The following is a 19,379-nucleotide window of genomic DNA, read 5'->3' as shown; positions in this document are numbered from 1 at the left end:
CCCCGCCTCCCCGCTCCCACCCGGCATCAGCGCGACCGCGGGCCGGGAGGTGCTGCCGTGCGGCCTCGGACCATCGTCCTCGTCCTGACGGTAGCCCTCGGACTCGGCCTGCTGACCGGCCGGTTCGTGCTGCCCGCGCCGTCTGCCGCGGGCACACCGAAGACGACACCGGGCACCGCGGCATCCTCGCCGGGCAGCGGCTCTCCGAGGCCGAGGCCCGCGAGCGGGCCCATGACGACCCGGCACCTGCTGACAGTGGCCGAGTTCAGGAAAGTCGGTGTCTCCCAGCGCATCTACGTGCGCGACCGCGTCGGAGACGGCAACTACGCCAACGCGACCTGCACCGGCGAGAAGACCCTCGGGGAGACCCTGGGAGCGTACGGCGCGCACTTCCGCGGGTTGGTGACGAACGAAAAGGCGGGGACCGGCGGCGACCCCACCCAGGCCGGCAACATCGACGATCAGGTCGCACGCGAAGTCGCCGACGACGCCGGTAGCCGGGCGCTGGCCCAGAACTACGCCGAACGCCTGCTGTTGGAGGAGGTGCCGTGCCAGAGCGAACCGGCCACGCACTGGGTGTACGGGCCGACGCACACGATTGATGTCGCCGCGGACATCACCGCGAGTTGGATGGGTGTCTACAGCGGCGATCTGAACACGACAGGGACCGCTCCCCGGGGCAAGGAGCCGTGTGGAGGCATTGCCGTACTCCGCAACGGCTCGCACTACGGGGTCCTGGAGGTCGATGCCTGCCTGGGTTCTGCCGCGATGACGCGGATCGTCCGTGCGGCCGTGACACGGCTCTGAGACCACCCCGCCCACCCTGCCGACAGGTGTGACGTGGATCACACCCATCTCGGCAGATCGCCATCCAACATCTCCCGTACCTCCGGCATCTCCCAGACGTACGACGACGCCAACCGCGTCGCGACCAGACAGGAGATGAGATGTTCGACAACCAGGCAGGCCACAGGAAGTTCGCGCGTCGCGGGCGTACCGCAGGAGTGGCCGCCGCCGTCGGTGCCGCACTGATAGCGGTGGGCATCGGTGCGTTTCCCGCCGCCGGCGCGGACACGGGTTCCGCGAGCCGGTCGGCCACCGCGTCTGCCTCCGGACCCGGCCTCGGCTCCGCCGGCCTGTTGCAGAGTGACGACTTCTTCCAGCAGGGCCTGGTCCCGGTCCGCGCGGCGGTGGGCCTGACCGGGAAGCAAGCTCTCTCGGCATGCTCCGGCGAGGAGACGATGCGAGAGCTGACCAGGGGGAAGGCCGCCGCCTATGCCGAGGTGACCTGGACCTTCGACACCAAGGCCACCTCGCTGACCGAATCCGCCGCGGACGGTTCCACCGACGCGTCGGCGGCCTCGTACAAGAAGCGGCTCGAGAAGCTGGTGCGCGGCTGCCAGGACGAGCCCCAGGGTCACTGGTACTACGGCAAGGGGCACGCGATCACCGTCAAGGCCGGCGAGGGCAGTTGGTACCCGGCCTTCAACGGCGACGGCAAGGTTGCCGGCGGCGTCGCGGTGATCCGCAGCGGCCACAGGTTCGGCATCGTCGAACTCACCGGTCAGCCCAGCGACGACCCCGGCTACATGGAAGGCATCGCCGCCGCTGCCGTCAACCGGCTCAGCCACTGACCCCGTCCCGGGCCGTCCCGGACGGTTCCGGGTGGAAGTCACAGCAGAAAAGCCGCGTCCGAGGAAAGCAATATCTGTACCCGTGAAATGAGAAATAGGTGCGGGGTGCGGCGAGTATTTCTCGGCCGTCCGGTGGAGCGGAATTTTCCACCACGCAGGGCCGATCGCACCGTGCTACTGTCGAAGCCAGTTGCAGGTGTGGTTGCCAGAAGGTTTTTCCGACGGCTGATCATCACGGCGACACGGAATGCGCACAGGGCGTATTCCCGTACACCGCCTCCGAAGGAGAAAACAATGGCCAACGGCACTGTGAAGTGGTTCAACGCGGAAAAGGGCTTCGGCTTCATCGAGCAGGACGGCGGCGGCCCCGACGTCTTCGCCCACTACTCGAACATCGCCACCCAGGGCTTCCGCGAGCTGCAGGAAGGCCAGAAGGTGTCGTTCGACATCGCGCAGGGCCAGAAGGGCCCGACGGCCGAGAACATCGTTCCCGCCTGACGCACCGGCACTGACGCATACTTCGTAGCTGGGGCCCGCACCTTGAGGTGCGGGCCCCAGCTCGTTTCATTCCCGGGGTGATTCACCCCTGTCCCGGTGGGCTCAAGCGGCGTCTCACCGGTCGAAGTGGATGAGATCTCCTACGGTCCATGCGCTGACGTCCTCGATCGCGACTCGGTACATGCCACCCGTCTCCGGAATACCGAGGGTGCCCTGCAGGATCCGGGCGAGATGAAAGTGCAGATGCGTGGGCGCCTCCCCGCGATCGGACCGGTTCTCTCGCGGACTGCTCGCAAAGACGTCCGAGAACGGGCCGAGACGGTCCGAGTCCTTCAGGACCTCCGCCACCCGCTCCCTCCATACGGCCTCCGGAGCCAGCCGGCCGGTGATGACGGCGCCGCCGACGACCACGGTCAGCGACATCTGATTGCTTCGCTCGGACTCCACCGCGGCGGAGATGGCGACGAGCAGCTCATCAGGGTTCGACATGACAGCAGAGCTTATGCGGCCCGCCCCCACCCGAAACCCCCGCGGGGCCGAAGTTGCCGCGCCCGGTGACGAGCAGGCGGCGTCGGCCCACCGATGAGGTCCGGCCACGGCAGGGTTCCTCCTCCACCAGAAGAGTGAAATCTTCTCTCGCTGGAGTAGATTTTTGCCCCTGGCGTGGGTACGCTTCTTCTCGTAGAGACGGTCCAAGAGAGCCGCCAGACACGAACTGGCGGGCAGACGCCATCAGAAACGCCCGGCCCGAGGAGTTCGGACCGGGTACCGCGAGAACCCCGAATGGATGGTGATCCCCGGTCAAGCAGCTGCGATCCCCCCGCACCCCCCTCTGCCGAGCCGGGTAGCGGACAGAAGGTCGGCACAGCAGTAGGGCCGACAGATGGTGTTCAATTTCCTTCGGGGCCCTGGTGCCGTACGGCACCAGGGCCCCTCGACGCGTTGCACAGCGAGGTGACATGACATCGGACAACCCCCTGAATGATCGTCTGGACGACGACGACTACCCCGCGTACTCCATGGGCCGGGCAGCCGAGATGCTCGGCGCCACCCCGGCCTTCCTCCGAGCCATCGGTGAGGCTCGTCTGATCACTCCGCTCCGCTCGGAGGGAGGACACCGCCGGTACTCCCGCTACCAGCTGCGGATCGCCGCGCGCGCCCGGGAGCTCGTCGACAAGGGGACTCCGATCGAGGCCGCGTGCCGCATCGTCATCCTCGAGGACCAGCTCGAGGAAGCGCAGCGCATCAACGCCGAGTACCGTCGCGCCGCCGGCGAATCGGCGGGCCGCGCCGGCTCCGCCTGAACACACGGGCGTGTGCCTTCCACCGTTGTCGTGGCTGACGACGTCCCGAGAACCGGGGCGAGTTCGCGCGGACCGCGATGTCCACGGGGCAGTCCTGGCGATACGTCAGGGAACGGTGGTTGTCCGGGAGTCGGTGGCGGCAGGTGCGGATCCGGTGTCCAGGAATTCACGGATCGCGAAGCACGCCAGCACGATGACCGCGGTCCACACCACGACCATCGTGGTCGGATAACTCCAGGTGAACAGGACGATCGCGGCGACCACCACGATCGCGACCCCGATCCAGCGCTTGAAGCGGTGCACGAACCGCCCGACCGCCCCCAGTCGAAGCCCTCCGGAGACCGCCACGTCACGCACGGCGCCGATGCTCCTGCGGCAGCTCGTGCGGACGAGGACGGCGATCCGGGACGGGCCGCTGAGGAAGGCGCCGACGGCTGTGATGAGGGCTACGGCACCGAGCGCCCGTACACCCGCGCGCAGGAACTTGATCAGCGCGTCGTACACCGCTCCGGCGGCGGCCGGCGAGGCGCCGGGGGGCAGATGGTCGAGGTACACGTCACGGAAGACGGTGAGCACGATGCCGAGGATCAGCATGGCCGCGAACACCGCCAACGCGGCCCCGATCAGCGCGTGCCGACGGTTGAACGCGGTGTAGACCCCCGCGGCGGCGACCAGCAGGGCGACGACGGGCAGCCAGCCGCCCATGATCTGCAGCACCCTCATGTATGTCCTGATCTTGCCGATGTCCTTCGACTCGAACACCACGAAGTTCGTGTGGACGTCCGGGATCTTCGCGGCCACGGAAAGGCCGGCGTTGACCAGCCGCTCCTTGACCTTGGCCACGATCGGCCCCACGTCGATGGCCACCTGGTTGTTCTTGAGCGAGACCGCGCCATCGGCCTTGCCCGTCAGGGCCTTGTCGACGGCCGAGTGCACTCTGCGGTTGGCCTCCACCCAGACCGTCTCGAAGGCACTGCTGGTGACCACTCGCTCAACGGTGCCGCTGACCAGCTGCTTCAGACCGTTGGTGATCGGTGCCTGCAGATTGCCGACCAGCTGGGCCGCCTTCGGTGGGACGCCCTTCTCCGACACGGTGTCCTGCAACTGCTTGACCAGGGCGTCCACGTCGATCTGTGCCAGCACCGCGTCAGTGACCCGCCGGGTGACCGCCTTCTGCACATCCGGATTGCTTGCCAGCGGCCCCACCGTGGCGACGTAGCGGTCCGTGTCCCGCACGATGCTGTTCGCCCAGACCGCGACGACGGACAGCAGCGACAACAGGGCCGCGAGGAGAATCAGCAGGACGGAGCCCGTGGACCGGAACGGATGATGCCGTGCCGCCTGCGGGCGCGCGCCACTCTCGAGGGCACCCACGCGGTGCCGCAGTTCATCCAGTTCGCTGCGCTCGCTGTTCGAGAGCGGCTCGTCAGCTGTGGGTGCCATGGGCACCAGAAGACCCATGCGATGCCGCAGGCGCGACCCGGGTGGGCCCGACGGGTGAACCGCGCACGACGTGCGACCGGCGGGGTCCGATGATGCAATGGCATGGGGGACAGCCACGAGCTCAGAGGTGACGCCGTGAGCGACGCATTCGACGAAGTCGACACATCCGGCGAGATGGGACCGATCGACTATCTGGTCGTCGAGTTTCCCGGCAACCGAATGACCGGCGAGGGCCTCCCCATCCTGGTCGATCTGGTGGACCGCGGCCTCATCCGGATTCTCGACCTGACGTTCATCCGGAAGGACACCGACGGATCGGTGAGCGTCCTGGAGATCGGAGATCTCACCGGCGACGGCCGACTCGACCTGGCCGTCTTCGAAGGAGCCTCCTCCGGGCTGCTGGGCCAGGACGACCTCGAAGAGGCAGCCGCCGCCCTGGAACCCGGCAACTCCGCCGGCGTCCTGATCTACGAGAACCTCTGGGCCGCCCCGTTCGCCGCCGCCCTGCACCGCGGCGGTGCCGAGCTGGTCGCCTCCGGAAGGATTCCCGCGCCGGCCGTTCTGGCCGCGCTCGACGCGACCGAGACCGCGCCCTGACGAGCGAGTGGAAGCGAGAAGGGAGATCGCCATGCCAGGACTCCTCCGAGGAGTCGCCCGTACGGCCGTCGTCGCCGGAACGGCGACCGCCGTGTCGAACCGTGTGTCCCGCCGGCAGCAGGGGAGATGGGCGGCCCAGCAGGAGTACCAGGCGCCCGCACCGCAGCCCGCGCCTCCTGCCGAGCCGTACGCTCCCCCGGCCACCGACATGACCAGCAAGATCGAGCAGCTGAAGCAGCTGGGCGACCTCAAGACCCAGGGCGTTCTCACCGAAGCGGAGTTCGAGGACCAGAAGCGCAAGCTGCTCGGTTCCTGACCCGACGGGTGCAGGCGAGTGCCCTTGGGTCTGCGTCCACCAGATCGCCCTCTGCGGGTGATTCCGGTTCAAGCGGGCTCCGATGTGATGGGACAGGCACGTCCGCACACGGGAGGTCGCATGAAGTGGGCAGCACTCGTGAGGAGACGCCCGGCTCCGCGGTGGACGGCGCGCCTGTCCCTGGCCGCGGGAACGGCGGCTGCGGTGGTCCTGCTGCTGTTCGCCGGGCTCCAGAGCGTTCTGCTGGTGGGAGTGGGGCTGGCCGGGCTGGGGATCGCGGCCGCGGGCGTCTGGTGGGCGCTGGCCCGCACCGGCCCGGCCAGGGCGCTGGCCGTCGTGCTGGCCCTGGGCGCGCCCGTCGCCGTGGTCGTGCTCTACGCGGTGGCCGGACTGCTGTGGGTTGCGCTCGTCTCGCTCGCGCTGTGGGTGCTGGCCGTCCTCAGCGGCCGGACCGCGCTGGCCGCCGACCGTGGGCCGACCGGTGTTCGGGAACGCGCGGTCGCCTCCCCCCGGCGGCCCTTCCTCATCATGAACCCGCGCTCGGGCGGCGGAAAGGTCGGGCGCTTCCACCTGGAGGAGAAGGCGAAGGGCCTCGGCGCGCAGGTCGTCGTCCTGGACCCGGCCCATCACCAGGACGTGGCCGCGCTCGCCCGGCAGGCCGCCGACGAGGGCGCCGACCTGCTCGGCGTCGCCGGAGGCGACGGCACCCAGGCTCTGGTCGCGGGAGTGGCGGTCGAGCGCGGGCTTCCGTTCATGGTGATCTCCGCCGGTACCCGCAACCACTTCGCCCTGGACCTCGGCCTGGACAGGGAGGATCCCTCACTGTGTCTGGACGCGCTCACCGACGGCGTCGAACTCCGCATCGACCTGGGCTATGTCGGCGACCGGGTCTTCGTCAACAACGCCTCCTTCGGCGCCTACGCGACCGTCGTCCAGAGTCCCGCGTACCGCGAGGACAAGGCCCGCACCGCCCTCCAGATGCTCCCGGACCTGCTGACCCGTCACAGCGGCCCGTGCCTCACCGTCCGCGCGCGGACCGCGGACGGCGAGGCGGTCATCGAGGCACCACAGGCCGTACTGGTGAGCAACAACCCCTACCGAACGGACGACCCGGCGGGGCTGGGACTTCGCGAGCGGCTGGATTCCGGTGTTCTCGGGGTGCTCGGCGTCAAGGTCGACAACGCCGCACAGGCGGCCGGGATGCTCCGCGGCAAACATTCACCCGGCCTGGTCTCGCTCACCGCCCAGGACGTCGTGGTGGCCGCGGACGCGCCCAGCGTTCCCGTGGGCGTCGACGGTGAGGCCCTCGTCCTGCGGACCCCCGTCCACTGCCGGATCGAGCCGCGCGCCCTCCGGGTGCGCGTGCCCCGCCACCGTCCCGGTGTCCCCCCTGGCAGACCCGCCATGAACTGGCGCCAGGTGGGGCGGCTCGCGAGGACGATGGGACGGACCGCGGTGGGGCGTCGGCCCCGCTGAGGCCCCGGCGCGATCCGGCGCCCGCACGTGCCCGGACAAGAACGCTCAGCACCGCACAGCCACGCCGATCAGCGGCCCCCGCGAAGGCGGGGAAACGGCTGTTGACCCAGGAGTGGAGGGATCCCAGATGTGTCGCTGGATCGCCTATTCGGGCACCCCCGTCCTTCTCAGCCAGGTTCTGCTGGAGCCGGCCCACTCTCTGATCGACCAGAGTCTGCACTCCCGTATGGGGGTGGAGACGACCAACGGCGACGGCTTCGGTATCGGCTGGTACGCCCAGGACACGGCCGACACTCCGGCGATCGTGCGAGACGTGGGGCCGGCCTGGAACAACCGCAATCTGCGGGAGGTCGCCCAACACGTTCGCTCGGGTCTCTTCTTCGCCCACATCAGGGCGGCGACCGGGACAGCCGTGCAGCAGTCCAACTGCCATCCCTTCCGCAACGGCCGCTGGATGTGGATGCACAACGGGATGATCAACGGATTCCGCCTCCTGCGGCGTGACCTCGCCCTGGCCGTCGATCCGGCGCTGTACCCCGACATCGAGGGGTCCACCGACTCGGAGCTCATGTTCTTCCTCGCCCTGACCTTCGGCCTGCCGGAGCATCCGCCCGAAGCCGTGGCACGCATGGCGGGCCTCGTCGAGAGAACGGGGCACGCGCACGGCGTCCGGCACCCGCTCCAGATGACCGTCGCGGTGGCCGACGGCGAGCGCGTATGGGTCTTCCGCTACTCCAGCGAAGGGCGCTCACGGTCGTTGTACTTCAGTACCAAGGTGGACACCCTGCGCACACTCCACCCGGACGCGGAGTTCCTCCGGAACGTCTCCGACGAGACCCGCCTCGTCGTGTCCGAACCACTGGGCGACCTCCCCGGCGCCTGGAACGAGGTACCGGAGAACAGCTACGGCGTCATCCAGCCGGGCGATGGCGTGATCGGCACCTTCCGGCCCGACCTCCAGGACGGCTCGGCCCGGGTCTGACCAGCACGCACGTCCCTGCTCGCGCGCGCGGGAGCAGGAACACTGGGATGCTGGATGAAAGAGCGCTGCCCAGGACGCGACTTCTGACGGACAGTGGTGGTGAGCGCCGTGGCGGATGCCGACGACCGTGCTCGAGGACCGGCCGATCCCACTGGTGTGGGCGTCGATCCTCTGGGGGACCCGTTTCTCCGCACCCGGATCGCGCTGCCGTCGAGGCCGGCGACATACCTGCGGCGCCAGCGGCTCGTCCGGCACCTGGACCAGGCTCTTCAGACGCCTCTGACCCTGGTCAACGGAGCGGCCGGCACAGGAAAGACCCTGCTGACCGCCGACTGGGCCGCCGGACTGCGGCAGCCGGTCGCCTGGCTCACCGCTGAGGAGGGGGACGGGCGTCCCGGTGTGTTCTGGGCGTACGTCCTGAAGGCTCTGGGCGCGTGCGGTGTGCCGGCCGCCGGTGCCCTCGGGCTGCTGACCGAGGCGGCCGGGGTGGACCACAGGGTGCTGGCGACGCTCGCCGCCGAACTGAACGAACGTGACCGGCCCGTGGTGGTCGTGCTCGACGAGTACGACCGCGTGACCGCCCCCGAGGTGGCGGAGCAGCTGGAATTCGTCCTGCACCACGCCGGCCCGGGCCTGCGCCTGGTCCTCGTCACCCGCACGGAACCCCTGCTGCCGCTGCACCGCTACCGGACGGCCGGCGAGCTGACGGAGATCCGCGCGGCGGAGCTGGCCTTCACCCCCGAGGAGGCCGTAGCCCTGTTGGAGCTGCACGGTCTGAGCCTGCCGGTCCATGCCGCGCAGGCCCTGGTGGACCGCACCCGGGGCTGGGCTGCCGGCCTGCGCCTGTGCGCCCTGGCCGCGCGGGAGAGCGCCGACCCGGAGCTGTATCTGAAGGAGTTCGAGGCGGGACGCAGTACGGTCGCGGACTTCCTGCTGGCCGAGGTGCTCAAGCGGCAGACGGACGAGGCGCAGGACCTCCTGCTGCGCGTCAGCGTCCTGCAGCGTTTCTGTCCGGACCTGGCGAACGCGCTGACCCGGCGGACCGATGCCGAGCCCATCCTCGTCGGACTGCACCGCGCGAACGCGTTCGTCGAGCACCTCGGACACTCGTGGTACCGGCTCCACCCGCTGTTCGGGGAGATACTCCGGGCCCATCTGCGGGTGCGCCTGCCCGGGCTGGAGCCCGAACTCCACCGGCGGGCCGCGCAGTGGCTGCTCAGCTGCGGATCCCTCCCGGAGACACTGGCTCACGGCGCGGCCTCGGGCGACTGGGGTTTCACCGCCGGTGCCCTCGTCGACGACCTGGCGATCGGACAGCTCTTCACCAGCCTGCGCTCGGGTGACCTGGACCAGTTGTTCGCCGGGATGGACCTCGAGGCCACCGGCCCCGCGGCGGACCTCGTGCGGGCGGCCCGCGACCTGTCCCGGTGCGATGTCGAGCGCGGACTCTCCCACCTGCACCAAGCCGAGGAGCGGTTGGCCTCCGAGCCTGTCGGGCCGGCCGCGAAACTGAGCTGTGCGCTGCTGGAGGCACTGGCCGCCCGGCTGACCGGCTCTCCGGAACGGGCCGAGAAGGCCGCGGAGGCGGCCGACGAACTCCGGCGGGAGGTCCCCGGACATCTCCTGGACAAGCATCCCGAGGTCACCGCGCTCCTGCTGACCCATCTGGGCTCCACACGCCTGTGGGCCGGGCGCTTCGAGGACGCGCGGGCCGCCCTGACCACGGTGGCCGGTACTCCTGGCGGATCGTCCACCGTGCTTGCCCGTGAGGAGTCGATGGGACACCTGGCGCTGATCGACTACCTGAACGGCTGGATCGGCCGGGCGGAGCACAAGGCTCTGGCGGGGGTCTCCGAGGCGGGGCGGCTCGGTCCGTCCCAGCCGTGCGCCTCCGGACCGGTCGCGGGCACGGGCATGGGACTGCTGGTGCTCGCCGCCGTGGCCCTCGACCGCGACGAGCTGGACCGGGCCCAGGCTCTCCTCGACGAGACGGTCCTGCTCTCCGCCACGGCACACGATCCGGTGATGGCCGCGGGACAAGCCATGGCCAGGGCTCGTCTGCTGCTGCTCCAGGGCGACGCACGTACCGCCGTCGAGGCGGCGCACCCGGGCGTCCGAGCCGTCGTGTCCTCACCCTGGGCGGCGAGTCATGAGGCGCTGGTCGCCTCCGCGGCGCATTTGGCCGAAGGGCGGCCGGACCGGGCCGCCGAGGTGCTCCAGGTGGTGTCCGGTGACCAACCGGCATGTGCCGTGGAGGCCGCGCGGACCCTGCTCGCCGCGGGCCGTCCGGGAGCGGCGGTCGACCTGCTCGACAGCATCACGGTGCCCCGGGGCCGGACCGGGCCTGCGGTGTCTGTCCGGGCCGGCCTGGTCAGAGCCCGGGTCGCGGATGCGGCGGGGGACACGGCCACCGCCCGCAGGCTCGTCGAGCAGGCACTCCTCGATGCCCGGCGCGAGCGACTTCGCAGACCGTTCCTCGACGCCCGGCCGTGGATCAGCTCCTTCCTCTCCACCGAGGCACTGGGCGAGCTGGCTGCGGGCTGGCTCACGCCTGGTCCGTCACGACCGGGTGAGCCGACCGCGGTCGACGAGCGGCCCTTGTCGCTCGTCGCGGAGGGGCTGAGCCGACGCGAGCACGACGTGCTGGAGCGGCTGGCCGCGATGATGTCGACCGAGGAGATCGCCGCCGACCTCTACGTGTCGGTCAACACGGTGAAGACCCACCTCAAGAGCGTCTACCGGAAGCTGGCGGTGAACCGGCGCAACGAAGCGGTGCGCCGCGCGCGCGACCTCGAACTGCTGTGAACCGGCGTCGGTGAACGGTCCGACGAGAGCCTTGCGTGTGCCTGGAGCCGGTCACCGGTGCGGTCCCGGCGTCTGCCGGAGGTCGGCCGGGTGGTGGCCCGCGGCCGGCGCGGTGGTACGGGGCAGGAAGGCGGCGGCGGTCAGGCCGCCGAGCCCCACGACACCGAGCACGGCCATCGCGCAGGCGTAGGCGTTCTTCGTCAGACCGGCGACGAGGATGGTGCCGGCGATGGCGGTGCCGAAGGACGAGCCGAGGTTGGAGACGCTGCGGGACAGACCGGAGATCTCGCCCTGGCGTTGCTCGGGAAAGGCGGACTGGACGACGTTGACGGAGGGCGTCAGCATCACGCCGAGCCCGAGGCCGATCAGCAGCAGGCCCGGGGCGAACCCCCACGGTCCGGAGGAGCCGGCGACGAGGCCGATCAGAACGCCGATCCCGGCGACGGCCACGGCGAACCCGGTCATGATCAGTGAGCGCTGCGGCCATCGTTTCGCGAGGCGCTCGGCGGCGAGCGAGGAGACGAGCAGGCCGAGGGTGGCCGCGGTGAAGATCACGCCCGTCTCGACGGCGTCGTAGCCGCGGACGACCTGAAGGAACGCGGCGACGGTGAACGAGGTGCCCATGAGCACCAGCCACTGGGCGTTCTGGGTGATCAGGCCGAGATTGGACGTGCGGTTGCGGAACAGGCCGGTCGACAGCAGCGGCTCCCGCCCTGCCTTCTCCTCTCTGCGGGTCCACAGCAGGAACCAGACCAGGACGAGTGTCCCGGCCGCCAGCAGCGCGGCCATCAGCCAGAGGTTGTTGTCGGCGGCGAGGATTCCCGTGACGATCAGTACGAGGCCGGCCGCCGAGAGCGCGGCGCCGCGGCCGTCGAAGTGCCGGCCCGGATCGGGCGGCAGCGGGTCTTCGAGCGAGACGCTCAGGACGACGATCAGCACGATCACCAGAGCCTGGAAGACGAACGCCGCCCGCCAGCTGATCGCCGAGGTGATCAGACCGCCGATCAGCGGGCCCGCCGCCGCGCCGATGCCGCCGGCCGCCATGACGACACCGAAGGCGCGTGCGCGTGAGGTCAGGTCGGCGAAGAGCAGCGTGGTGAGGATGTAGACCGGCGGGATCAGCAGAGCGGTGCCGACGCCCTCGAGGATCGAGTTGCCGAGGATCAGCACGCCGAGGCCGGGCGCCACCGCACTGAGCACGGCGCCGATCCCGTACACGACGAGGCCGGTCAGGAAGCAGCGCCTACGGCCGAGGATGTCGGTCAGCTTGCCGCCGGGGATCATCAGCGCGGCCATGACCACCAGGAAGATCGTGATGGCGACCTGGACGCCCTGGACGGTCGTGTCGAGGTCGTGGCTGATGTCGTTGATCATCACGTTCATGTTCGACCCGGCGAAGCTGCAGATGAACTGCGCAAGGGCGAGCGGGGCCAAGGCCCGTCGGCGGGAACCGGCCTGCGGCGGAAGGCGGAGGTCGGCTGGGGGTCTCTGCGCGGTCATGGTCCCTGCACTCCCTCGCGTCGGGTCGTGCGCCGGGCGGTCAACGGGCCGCGTCTTCTGCCCTGTCGAGTTTCTCGTCGAGCGCGATCGCCGCGTCGATGAGGGCCAGGTGGGTGAACGCCTGGGGGAAGTTGCCGAGTTGCTCGCCGGACGGCCCGATCTCCTCGGCGAAGAGACCGACATGGTTGGCGTAGGTGAGCATCTTGTCGAACGCGTAGCGGGCCTGGTGGATGCGGCCGGACTTGGCGAGTGCCTCGACGTAGAGGAAGCTGCACAGGTTGAAGGTGCCCTCGGAGCCCAGCAGCCCGTCGGGGGAGGCGGCCGGGTCGTAGCGGTAGACGAGGCTGTCGCTGACGAGTTCCTCGTCCATGGCGTCGAGGGTGGTCAGCCAGTCGGGGTCGGTGGGGGCGAGGAATCCGACGTGCGGCATGAGCAGCAGGGAGGCGTCGAGGACGTCCGTGTCGTAGTGCTGGACGAAGGCGCGGCGCTTCTCGCTCCAGCCCCGGTCCACGATCTGCTGGAAGACGGTGTCGCGGGCGGCCAGCCAGCGGTCGAGGTCGGCGGGGCGTGAGTGGGCGGTGGCCAGGTGGACGCCGCGGTCGAAGGCCACCCAGGTCATGAGCCGGCTGTAGGTGAAGTCATGACGGCCTCCGCGGGTCTCCCAGATGCCCTCGTCGGGACGGTCCCAGTGGTCGGCCAGCCAGTCCAGAAGGCCGCCGAAGGCCTTCCAGCCCCGGATGCCGCCGATGTCCTCGGCCTGGGCGAGGGCGTAGGCGGCCTCGCCGTAGATGTCGAGCTGGAGCTGGTCTGCGGCCGCGTTTCCGGCCCTGACGGGTGCCGAACGGCGGTACCCCTCCAGGTGGTCGAGGACCTCCTCGACCAGGTGGGGTTCGCCGTCGACGCGGTACATGATCTGGAGCGGTTCGCCGGATGCGGACGCACCGGCATCGAGGCGTTCGCGCAGCCAGCGGCGGAAGGCGCCCGCCTCCTCGGTGAAACCGAGGTCGATCAGTGCGCGGACGGAGAGCGACGCGTCCCGGATCCAGGTGTAGCGGTAGTCCCAGTTGCGTTCGCCGCCGATCTGCTCGGGCAGGCCCATCGTGGCGGCGGCGATCGGGGCGCCGGTGGGGCCGTAGGTGAGGAGCTTGAGGGTGATCGCGGAGCGTACGACCATCTCGTGCCAGCGGCCGCGGTAGCGGCAGGAGCGCAGCCAGGTCAGCCAGAACGTGCGGCAGGCGTCGAAGGCCGCGGCGATGGCCTCGGCGTCGGGAACCGGGCCGCCGGGCCGCCCGCTGCGGGCGGCGGCGTCGCCGCTCTCGCTGGTGAGGACGATCGCGGCCAGTTCACCGGCGTGCAGGGTGAAGCGGGCGGTGACGTCGCTGCCGTCCGGGTGGAGCTCGACCGGGTCGGTGGCCTGCAGATGCAGGTCCGTGTCGGGGCCGTGGAAGACGACGGACCCGTCGTCGAGGCGGTCCAGGGAGTGCTCCGCCCGGCCGTAGTCGAAGCGCGGCCGGCAGATCAGCTCGAACGGCAGGCTGCCGCGCACCACACGGGCCACCCGGACCAAGCGGTGCATGGCGGAGGGGGTCGTCGACGGGTCCGGATCCATGAAGTCGAGGACTTCGCCGACGCCGTCCGGGGCCATGTAGCGGGTCACCAGGACGGCGGTGTCGGCAAGGTAGAGCTGGCGGACGGTGACCTCGTCACCGGGGTCGGCGGCCAGCCGGCAGTGACCGCCGCGGTCGCTGTCGAGCAGGGAGGCGAACACGCTGGGAGAGTCGAACCTCGGGGTGCACCACCAGTCGACGGTGCCGTCGGCGGCGATCAGCGCCGCGGTCTGCAGGTCGCCGACCAGCCCGTGATCGGCTATCGGGGGGTAGTCGTCCATGGCTTCTCCTCGTACGGCACGACGAGCGTCACCACCGCGGCTCGACCCGGTGCCGCAGGCCCGGGGCCCCGGCCCCTGAGCGCCGGGGAGCGTGACAGCTTCCCCGGCCCGCGCCGTCGGATACCACACGAGATCACACATGCGCCGGGCGGCGGGTCACCTGTACCGGGTGAGGTCCGGACAGGCAGGGAGGTGGACGATCTCAGAGAAGGGCGCCGTCCGCCTGCCCCCACGCAGCCCACGGGAGAACTGCCCATGCGCTACGAGATCCGCGTCGAGGGACACATGTCGGAAACGCTGACCAAGGCCTTCCCGGAGTTGGGCCACGTGGTGATGTCCGGCCAGACAGTCCTGTTCGGCCCCGTCGTGGACGAAGGGCACCTCTACGGGCTGCTGGCCCGCTTGCAGTCGCTGGGACTGCGCGTCCTGGAGATGCGGCAACTGCCGGAGGACCGGGCCGACTGACAGTCCCGACACGAGAGCGACCGGAACAGGGGCGGATGGGGGGCGACGGCTCGGTCCCGGCCGGTGGGCGCCGCCCGATCACCCGCCGTGGGTGACCCGCCGGTCGGTCGGCCGGCGGGACGCTGAGGCTGCCAGGGGTTCCCCACGCACCGCCCCGTCGGCGGTCCGGGAGCGACCCGCACGATCGCGCGAGGAGGAGCCATGACCATGTCGCGTGATCCGGCGTCGCCTGCCGAACCGGGACCGCCTGCCGACGGGGCGGCCCCCCGCCCGGTGAGTGATGCCGAGGACGTACTGGCGCGACTGGGCCGCTCGTGGACCTGGATCCTGGGCTCGGCGGTCGCGACGCTGGTGCCGGGTGTCATCGTGCTGGTCTGGCCGGACGAGACCCTGCACATCCTGGCTGTCCTCATCGGCCTGTACCTGCTGGTGACCGGGGCGTTCCGGTTCGTGGCCTGCTTCGGCCGGGAGGAACACGGCGAACGGCTCCCGGGGCTGCTGCTGGCCCTGCTGTACGTCCTGGCCGGGGTGCTGTGCCTGCGGAACCCGCTGCAGACCATCGCCGCGCTGTCCTTGATCGTCGGCGTCGTCTGGCTGGTGTCCGGCGTTCTCACCCTCTACACGTGCATCGCCGCCAAGGACATGCCGCACCGCGGCGTCGTCCTGGGCGTCGCGCTGCTCGGCATCGTCGCGGGGATCGTGGTCCTCGCCCTGCCGGCTGAATCGGCCCGCGCCCTGACCCGGCTGCTCGGCCTGTGGCTCGTCCTGCTCGGTCTGGCCGAAGCGGCGGTCGCCCTCGCCTGGCGGGCCGCGCTCCGAAGGGCGCTCGGCCCGGGCTCGCACGGCCCCTCCGCGACGACCTGACAACCGGCCCCCGAACCGACCGCGGGAGCACGTCGACCGGGCGGACCGGACGGCCCGCACGCTCACCCACGGAGGGTGAGGCACCGGATCCTGACCCCTGCGCACACTGAAGCGAGCACGCACCCGCGTCCGGGCGAGCGCCCGGGATGGAGGAGTGACATGAGCGCGCAGACGTACCTGGCGTACGACTACCCCATGCTGAGCGTCTTCTGGAGCATGCTCCTGTTCTTCCTGTGGATCATGTGGTTCGTCCTGCTCTTCCGCGTCGTCATCGACATCTTCCGTGACGACGACATGAACGGGTGGGCGAAAGCCGGCTGGCTGGTATTCACCATCGTCCTGCCCTTCCTGGGCGTCTTCGTCTACGTGATCGCCCGCGGCAAGAACATGGGCCGCCGAGAGATAGCGCAGGCCCGAGCACAGCAGGACGCCTTCGACGCCCGGGTCCGGGAGGCCGTGGGCGACCAGGGTCAGCGCAGCAGCGTCGAAGAACTCGCCAGGCTGTCCGAGATCCGCGCTCGCGGCGACATCACGGACGAGGAGTTCAGCAAGGCCAAGGAACTGGTCCTGACCGGCCACGGGCCGACCAACGGCACGGGCACCACCCCCTCCGCCCCCGGACGCTGACCCGCCCAGGACGACACGCGAAGGGGCACCGGCATGACCGCGACACACACACGGCAGGCGGACGCGACGAAGCAGGGGTGGGCAGGTGGCCTGACGGCCTTCGCGGGCGTCATGCTCACCCTCGTCGGCCTGCTCGACATCTTCCGGGGCATCATGGCCATCGCCGAGGACGACGTCTTCCTCACCACACGCAACTACGTCTTCGAGTTCGACCTGACCGGTTGGGGCTGGGTCCACCTCGCCCTGGGCGCGGTCGCCGTCATCGTCAGCATCGGGCTGTTCCAGACCGCGACCTGGGCACGCGTCACCGGCGTGGCCATCGCCGCACTCGTCATCATCGCCAACTTCCTCTCCCTGCCGTACTACCCGGTGTGGTCCGTCGTGATGATCGCCCTCTCCGGGTTCATCATCTGGGCCCTGTGCGTGGTCCGGCGCGACGAGTCCTTCGACCCGTACGAGCACGTACCTCACGACATGTGAACGGCTCGGTTGCGGACGCGGGAGGGAAGCGGGGGTGCAGCACGAGCCGCCTGGCGGTGGAGGACCCCCGCCTCCTCCGCCAGGCGGTTCGTGCTGCCCATGACGACGACCTGGAAGGCGGCGCCGACGTAGGCGGTGACGAAGCGGGTGATCCTGCGCATGATGGGTGCCTGCCTTCCGGGTCGGTGAGGTGCTCGTCGTTGAACTGGCGCTGACGTGTCACCAGTTGGTGGCGTCGCTCATCTCCTGCTGCCAGTACGTGACCTTGATCGAGTCGTCGATGTGGACGCCCTGGGCGGGCAGCGACGGGTGGGCGGCGGTGCCGACGCTCCCGCTCATCGAGCGGCCCTGGAAGTAGACCGTCAGGGACTTCGCGGTGTAGCCGCTGCCGCTGCCGCCGTCGGTGGCGGACAGGCTGATGGCCGCGTATCCGGACTGGCCCGGTTCGAGCGTGACGACGGCCTGGGGCTGCGAGTCCTCGATGACCGGAGGCACGGACTGGGCGTCGGTGAAGCGGACGGCCGGGTAGCCGTAGAGGAAGCAGGTCCTGCTGCCCGTGTTGGTCACCGTGAGCAGCATGTGGTTCACGGGGCGGTTCAACGGGGCCGCGACCGTCTTGGTGTTGGACCCCTCGCAGGTGACCGGCCTGCCTGCCGAGCCGGGCACCTTCGATGCGGAGGAACCGCCGGCGGGCTTCGAACCGGTGCTGGACCCGGTGGTGGACCCGCCGCCCGAGGAGCCCGAACCCGTGGAGCCGGTGGAACCCGTGGAGCCGGTCGACCCCGTGGAGCCGGAGGCCGTGCCCGACGAAGTCGCACCGGACGAAGCGCTCGTGGAGGGCGTCGCCGCCGCGCCCTCGTCGTGGGCGCCCGTTCCGTTGTTGCACGCGGTCAGGGAGAGCGTGGCGAGAACGGCGGTTGCGGCGGCGGCTGCGAGACGGGTGCGGGAGGTACGGAGACCGGACATGGTGCTGTGCCCCTTCGGAGTTCGGGTGGTGGTGCTGATCGGATGACCGAAGCATGTGAGGCGATCCGTCCCAACCGCCACGCCCAGCGGGGTGTTGGGGACGCTGGAACACCGAAACGCACTCTGACCTGGGAGAACAAGGCCACCCTGGAACGGGCGAATGGGATGCGGCGACCGCCGGGAACGGGTGCCGGGGGTGGCCCCGCGGCCGGTGGCGGCATGCGCGGGTGGGCGGTTGGGGGTGAGGACGGCGTTGCCCGAGCGGGCTTCTTGGCGTTGCTGTGTCGTAGAGACCTCTATCCAAGGAAGTCCGGACATGCCCCGTTCTGCTCATATCGCCATGGTCGGTACGCCTCTGCTCGGGCATGTGCTGCCCAGCCTGGAGATCATCCGTGAGCTTGTGGCGCGCGGTCATCGCGTGACCTACGCCAACGCCGGCCCCCTCGCCGAGCCGGTCGCCTCCACCGGCGCCGAGGTGATCGGCGTCAAGTCCACCCTCACGGTCGCCGGCCGGGACTGGCCGCAGGATCCCATCGGATCCGCCTCCCGCTTCCTCGACGAGGCGATGGCCGTGCTGCCCCAGCTGCACGCCGTGTACGACGGCGATCCCGCCGACCTCTATCTCTACGACGTCGGCGCGTACGCGGGCCGCGCGCTGGCCGAGGCACAGGGCCGCGGCCACGTCCAGCTGGCCGCGGGGCATGTGGCCTGGGAGGGCGTCCGGGAGGAGATCGCCGCGGCCTACGCCCAACTGCCCAACGGCCCTGCGTACCGGGCGCGGTTCGCCGACTGGCTGGCCCGGTGCGGCGCGGTGACCACGAACGTGGAGGAGTTCACCGGCCGCCCGGAGCGAGTGCTCGCCATGATCCCGCGCGCCCTGCAGCCGCACGCGGAACGTGTCGACACCGAGGCGGTGACGTTCGTCGGCCCGTGCCTCGGCGTCGACCGGGAGCAGGACGGCTGGACGCGGCCCGCCGAGGCGAAGAAGGTGCTGCTGGTGTCGCTGGCCGGCTCGGCGTACCACGGAGCGCAGGAGATCTACCACCAGTGTGTGGCCGCGTTCACGGATCTGCCGGGATGGCATGTGGTGCTGCAGACGGGCAGTGCCGGCGATCTGGGCGAGCGGGTTCCCCGCAACTTCGAAGTGCGGCCGTGGACCTCGCCGTTGACCGTTCTCGAGCAGGCGGACGTGTGGGTGGCGCACACGGGGACGGACAGCAGCAGCCTGGGCCTGTGCACCGGTGTGCCGATGATCGTGGTGCCGAACGGCCCCGGCCAGTCCCTGCACGCCGACCGGCTCGTCGAACTGGGCGTCGCCCGCCGGGTCGACGCCGCGGACGTCACGGCGGCGGCACTGCGCACCGCCCTGATGGAACTGATCGGCGATCCCCAGGTAGCCGCGCGCTCGGCGTGGCTGTGGTCCGAGGTCCGCGCCGAGGGCGGCACCCGCCGCGCCGCCGATCTGATCGAAGAGCAGCTGGCCGGTGACAGGGTGAGCTGTTGACGCGACAGATGCGCATCAAGGGGACAAATC

The 19,379-nt window shown here is 70.4% G+C and carries 20 protein-coding genes; 14 read left to right on the top strand and 6 right to left on the bottom strand.

Annotated elements, in window-relative coordinates:
* The first annotated feature begins 57 nt into the window (after positions 1 to 57).
* The 3 genes from ACWC1K_RS00460 to ACWC1K_RS00450 all read left to right on the top strand — a co-directional run bounded on the left by ACWC1K_RS00460 (position 58) and on the right by ACWC1K_RS00450 (position 2,132).
* Complete coding sequence (locus tag ACWC1K_RS00460; protein ID WP_450827498.1) at positions 58 to 807, top strand: hypothetical protein; 750 nt, start codon at positions 58 to 60, stop codon at positions 805 to 807.
* Positions 808 to 947: 140 nt separating this feature from the next.
* Positions 948 to 1,634, top strand: a complete 687-nt coding sequence (locus ACWC1K_RS00455; protein ID WP_450827496.1) for a hypothetical protein — start codon at positions 948 to 950, stop codon at positions 1,632 to 1,634.
* Between the two features lie 294 nt (positions 1,635 to 1,928).
* Complete coding sequence (locus ACWC1K_RS00450) at positions 1,929 to 2,132, top strand: cold-shock protein (RefSeq protein ID WP_111583937.1); 204 nt, start codon at positions 1,929 to 1,931, stop codon at positions 2,130 to 2,132.
* A gap of 114 nt (positions 2,133 to 2,246) precedes the next feature.
* Here the strand turns inward: ACWC1K_RS00450 and ACWC1K_RS00445 are convergent, their stop codons facing one another.
* Positions 2,247 to 2,621 carry a hypothetical protein gene (locus tag ACWC1K_RS00445; protein ID WP_450827494.1) on the bottom strand — a complete coding sequence of 125 codons (375 nt, stop codon included), beginning with the start codon at positions 2,619 to 2,621 and terminating at the stop codon, positions 2,247 to 2,249.
* Between the two features lie 470 nt (positions 2,622 to 3,091).
* Here ACWC1K_RS00445 and ACWC1K_RS00440 point away from each other — a divergent pair, with 470 nt between their 5' ends.
* On the top strand, positions 3,092 to 3,436 hold the full coding sequence (locus tag ACWC1K_RS00440; protein WP_450827492.1) for a MerR family transcriptional regulator: 345 nt from the start codon (positions 3,092 to 3,094) through the stop codon (positions 3,434 to 3,436).
* Positions 3,437 to 3,541: 105 nt separating this feature from the next.
* On the opposite strand, the gene ACWC1K_RS00435 is transcribed toward ACWC1K_RS00440, so the two are convergent.
* On the bottom strand, positions 3,542 to 4,879 hold the full coding sequence (locus tag ACWC1K_RS00435; RefSeq protein WP_450827490.1) for a hypothetical protein: 1,338 nt from the start codon (positions 4,877 to 4,879) through the stop codon (positions 3,542 to 3,544).
* 174 nt (positions 4,880 to 5,053) lie between these two features.
* On the opposite strand from ACWC1K_RS00435, the gene ACWC1K_RS00430 reads away from it, so the two are divergent.
* The 5 genes from ACWC1K_RS00430 to ACWC1K_RS00410 all read left to right on the top strand — a co-directional run bounded on the left by ACWC1K_RS00430 (position 5,054) and on the right by ACWC1K_RS00410 (position 11,055).
* Entirely contained in the window at positions 5,054 to 5,476 is a 423-nt protein-coding gene (locus ACWC1K_RS00430; protein WP_450828064.1) for a DUF6325 family protein, read from the top strand.
* A gap of 31 nt (positions 5,477 to 5,507) precedes the next feature.
* Positions 5,508 to 5,792: an SHOCT domain-containing protein gene (locus tag ACWC1K_RS00425; protein ID WP_450827488.1), complete on the top strand. Its 285-nt coding sequence runs from the start codon at positions 5,508 to 5,510 to the stop codon at positions 5,790 to 5,792.
* A gap of 120 nt (positions 5,793 to 5,912) precedes the next feature.
* The gene (locus ACWC1K_RS00420) at positions 5,913 to 7,268 is read left to right on the top strand and encodes a diacylglycerol/lipid kinase family protein (protein ID WP_450827486.1); all 1,356 of its coding nucleotides are present in this window, start codon (positions 5,913 to 5,915) and stop codon (positions 7,266 to 7,268) included.
* Positions 7,269 to 7,395: 127 nt separating this feature from the next.
* On the top strand, positions 7,396 to 8,250 hold the full coding sequence (locus ACWC1K_RS00415; RefSeq protein ID WP_450827484.1) for a class II glutamine amidotransferase: 855 nt from the start codon (positions 7,396 to 7,398) through the stop codon (positions 8,248 to 8,250).
* A gap of 93 nt (positions 8,251 to 8,343) precedes the next feature.
* A complete protein-coding gene (locus tag ACWC1K_RS00410) occupies positions 8,344 to 11,055 on the top strand; it encodes a LuxR C-terminal-related transcriptional regulator (RefSeq protein ID WP_450827482.1) in 2,712 nt (903 codons plus the stop codon).
* A gap of 51 nt (positions 11,056 to 11,106) precedes the next feature.
* Here ACWC1K_RS00410 and ACWC1K_RS00405 read toward each other — a convergent pair whose 3' ends face one another.
* Both ACWC1K_RS00405 and ACWC1K_RS00400 read right to left on the bottom strand, forming a co-directional pair.
* Positions 11,107 to 12,555, bottom strand: coding sequence for an MFS transporter (locus ACWC1K_RS00405; protein WP_450827480.1), 1,449 nt, complete (start codon positions 12,553 to 12,555; stop codon positions 11,107 to 11,109).
* A 40-nt stretch (positions 12,556 to 12,595) separates the two neighbouring features.
* Positions 12,596 to 14,443, bottom strand: coding sequence for a glycoside hydrolase family 15 protein (locus ACWC1K_RS00400; RefSeq protein ID WP_450827478.1), 1,848 nt, complete (start codon positions 14,441 to 14,443; stop codon positions 12,596 to 12,598).
* 255 nt (positions 14,444 to 14,698) lie between these two features.
* Here ACWC1K_RS00400 and ACWC1K_RS00395 point away from each other — a divergent pair, with 255 nt between their 5' ends.
* The 4 genes from ACWC1K_RS00395 to ACWC1K_RS00380 all read left to right on the top strand — a co-directional run bounded on the left by ACWC1K_RS00395 (position 14,699) and on the right by ACWC1K_RS00380 (position 16,879).
* Positions 14,699 to 14,908 carry a hypothetical protein gene (locus tag ACWC1K_RS00395; RefSeq protein WP_450827476.1) on the top strand — a complete coding sequence of 70 codons (210 nt, stop codon included), beginning with the start codon at positions 14,699 to 14,701 and terminating at the stop codon, positions 14,906 to 14,908.
* 201 nt (positions 14,909 to 15,109) lie between these two features.
* Positions 15,110 to 15,772 (top strand): HdeD family acid-resistance protein, encoded by a 663-nt coding sequence (locus ACWC1K_RS00390; protein ID WP_450827474.1) that lies wholly within the window; start codon positions 15,110 to 15,112, stop codon positions 15,770 to 15,772.
* Positions 15,773 to 15,931: 159 nt separating this feature from the next.
* Positions 15,932 to 16,399 carry an SHOCT domain-containing protein gene (locus ACWC1K_RS00385; protein ID WP_450827472.1) on the top strand — a complete coding sequence of 156 codons (468 nt, stop codon included), beginning with the start codon at positions 15,932 to 15,934 and terminating at the stop codon, positions 16,397 to 16,399.
* Positions 16,400 to 16,432: 33 nt separating this feature from the next.
* Positions 16,433 to 16,879: a DUF7144 family membrane protein gene (locus ACWC1K_RS00380; RefSeq protein ID WP_450827470.1), complete on the top strand. Its 447-nt coding sequence runs from the start codon at positions 16,433 to 16,435 to the stop codon at positions 16,877 to 16,879.
* Here the strand turns inward: ACWC1K_RS00380 and ACWC1K_RS00375 are convergent.
* Entirely contained in the window at positions 16,867 to 17,040 is a 174-nt protein-coding gene (locus tag ACWC1K_RS00375; protein ID WP_450827468.1) for a hypothetical protein, read from the bottom strand. The genes ACWC1K_RS00380 and ACWC1K_RS00375 overlap by 13 nt on opposite strands.
* 58 nt (positions 17,041 to 17,098) lie before the next feature.
* Positions 17,099 to 17,845 (bottom strand): DUF4232 domain-containing protein, encoded by a 747-nt coding sequence (locus tag ACWC1K_RS00370; protein ID WP_450827466.1) that lies wholly within the window; start codon positions 17,843 to 17,845, stop codon positions 17,099 to 17,101.
* 316 nt (positions 17,846 to 18,161) lie between these two features.
* On the opposite strand from ACWC1K_RS00370, the gene ACWC1K_RS00365 reads away from it, so the two are divergent.
* Positions 18,162 to 19,349 (top strand): macrolide family glycosyltransferase, encoded by a 1,188-nt coding sequence (locus tag ACWC1K_RS00365; protein WP_450827464.1) that lies wholly within the window; start codon positions 18,162 to 18,164, stop codon positions 19,347 to 19,349.
* Positions 19,350 to 19,379 lie beyond the last annotated feature (30 nt).

The organism is Streptomyces sp. NPDC001492 (genome assembly GCF_053597275.1).
The sequence above is the reverse complement of the archived record's forward strand: the minus strand, read 5'-3'. Positions and strand labels throughout refer to the sequence as shown.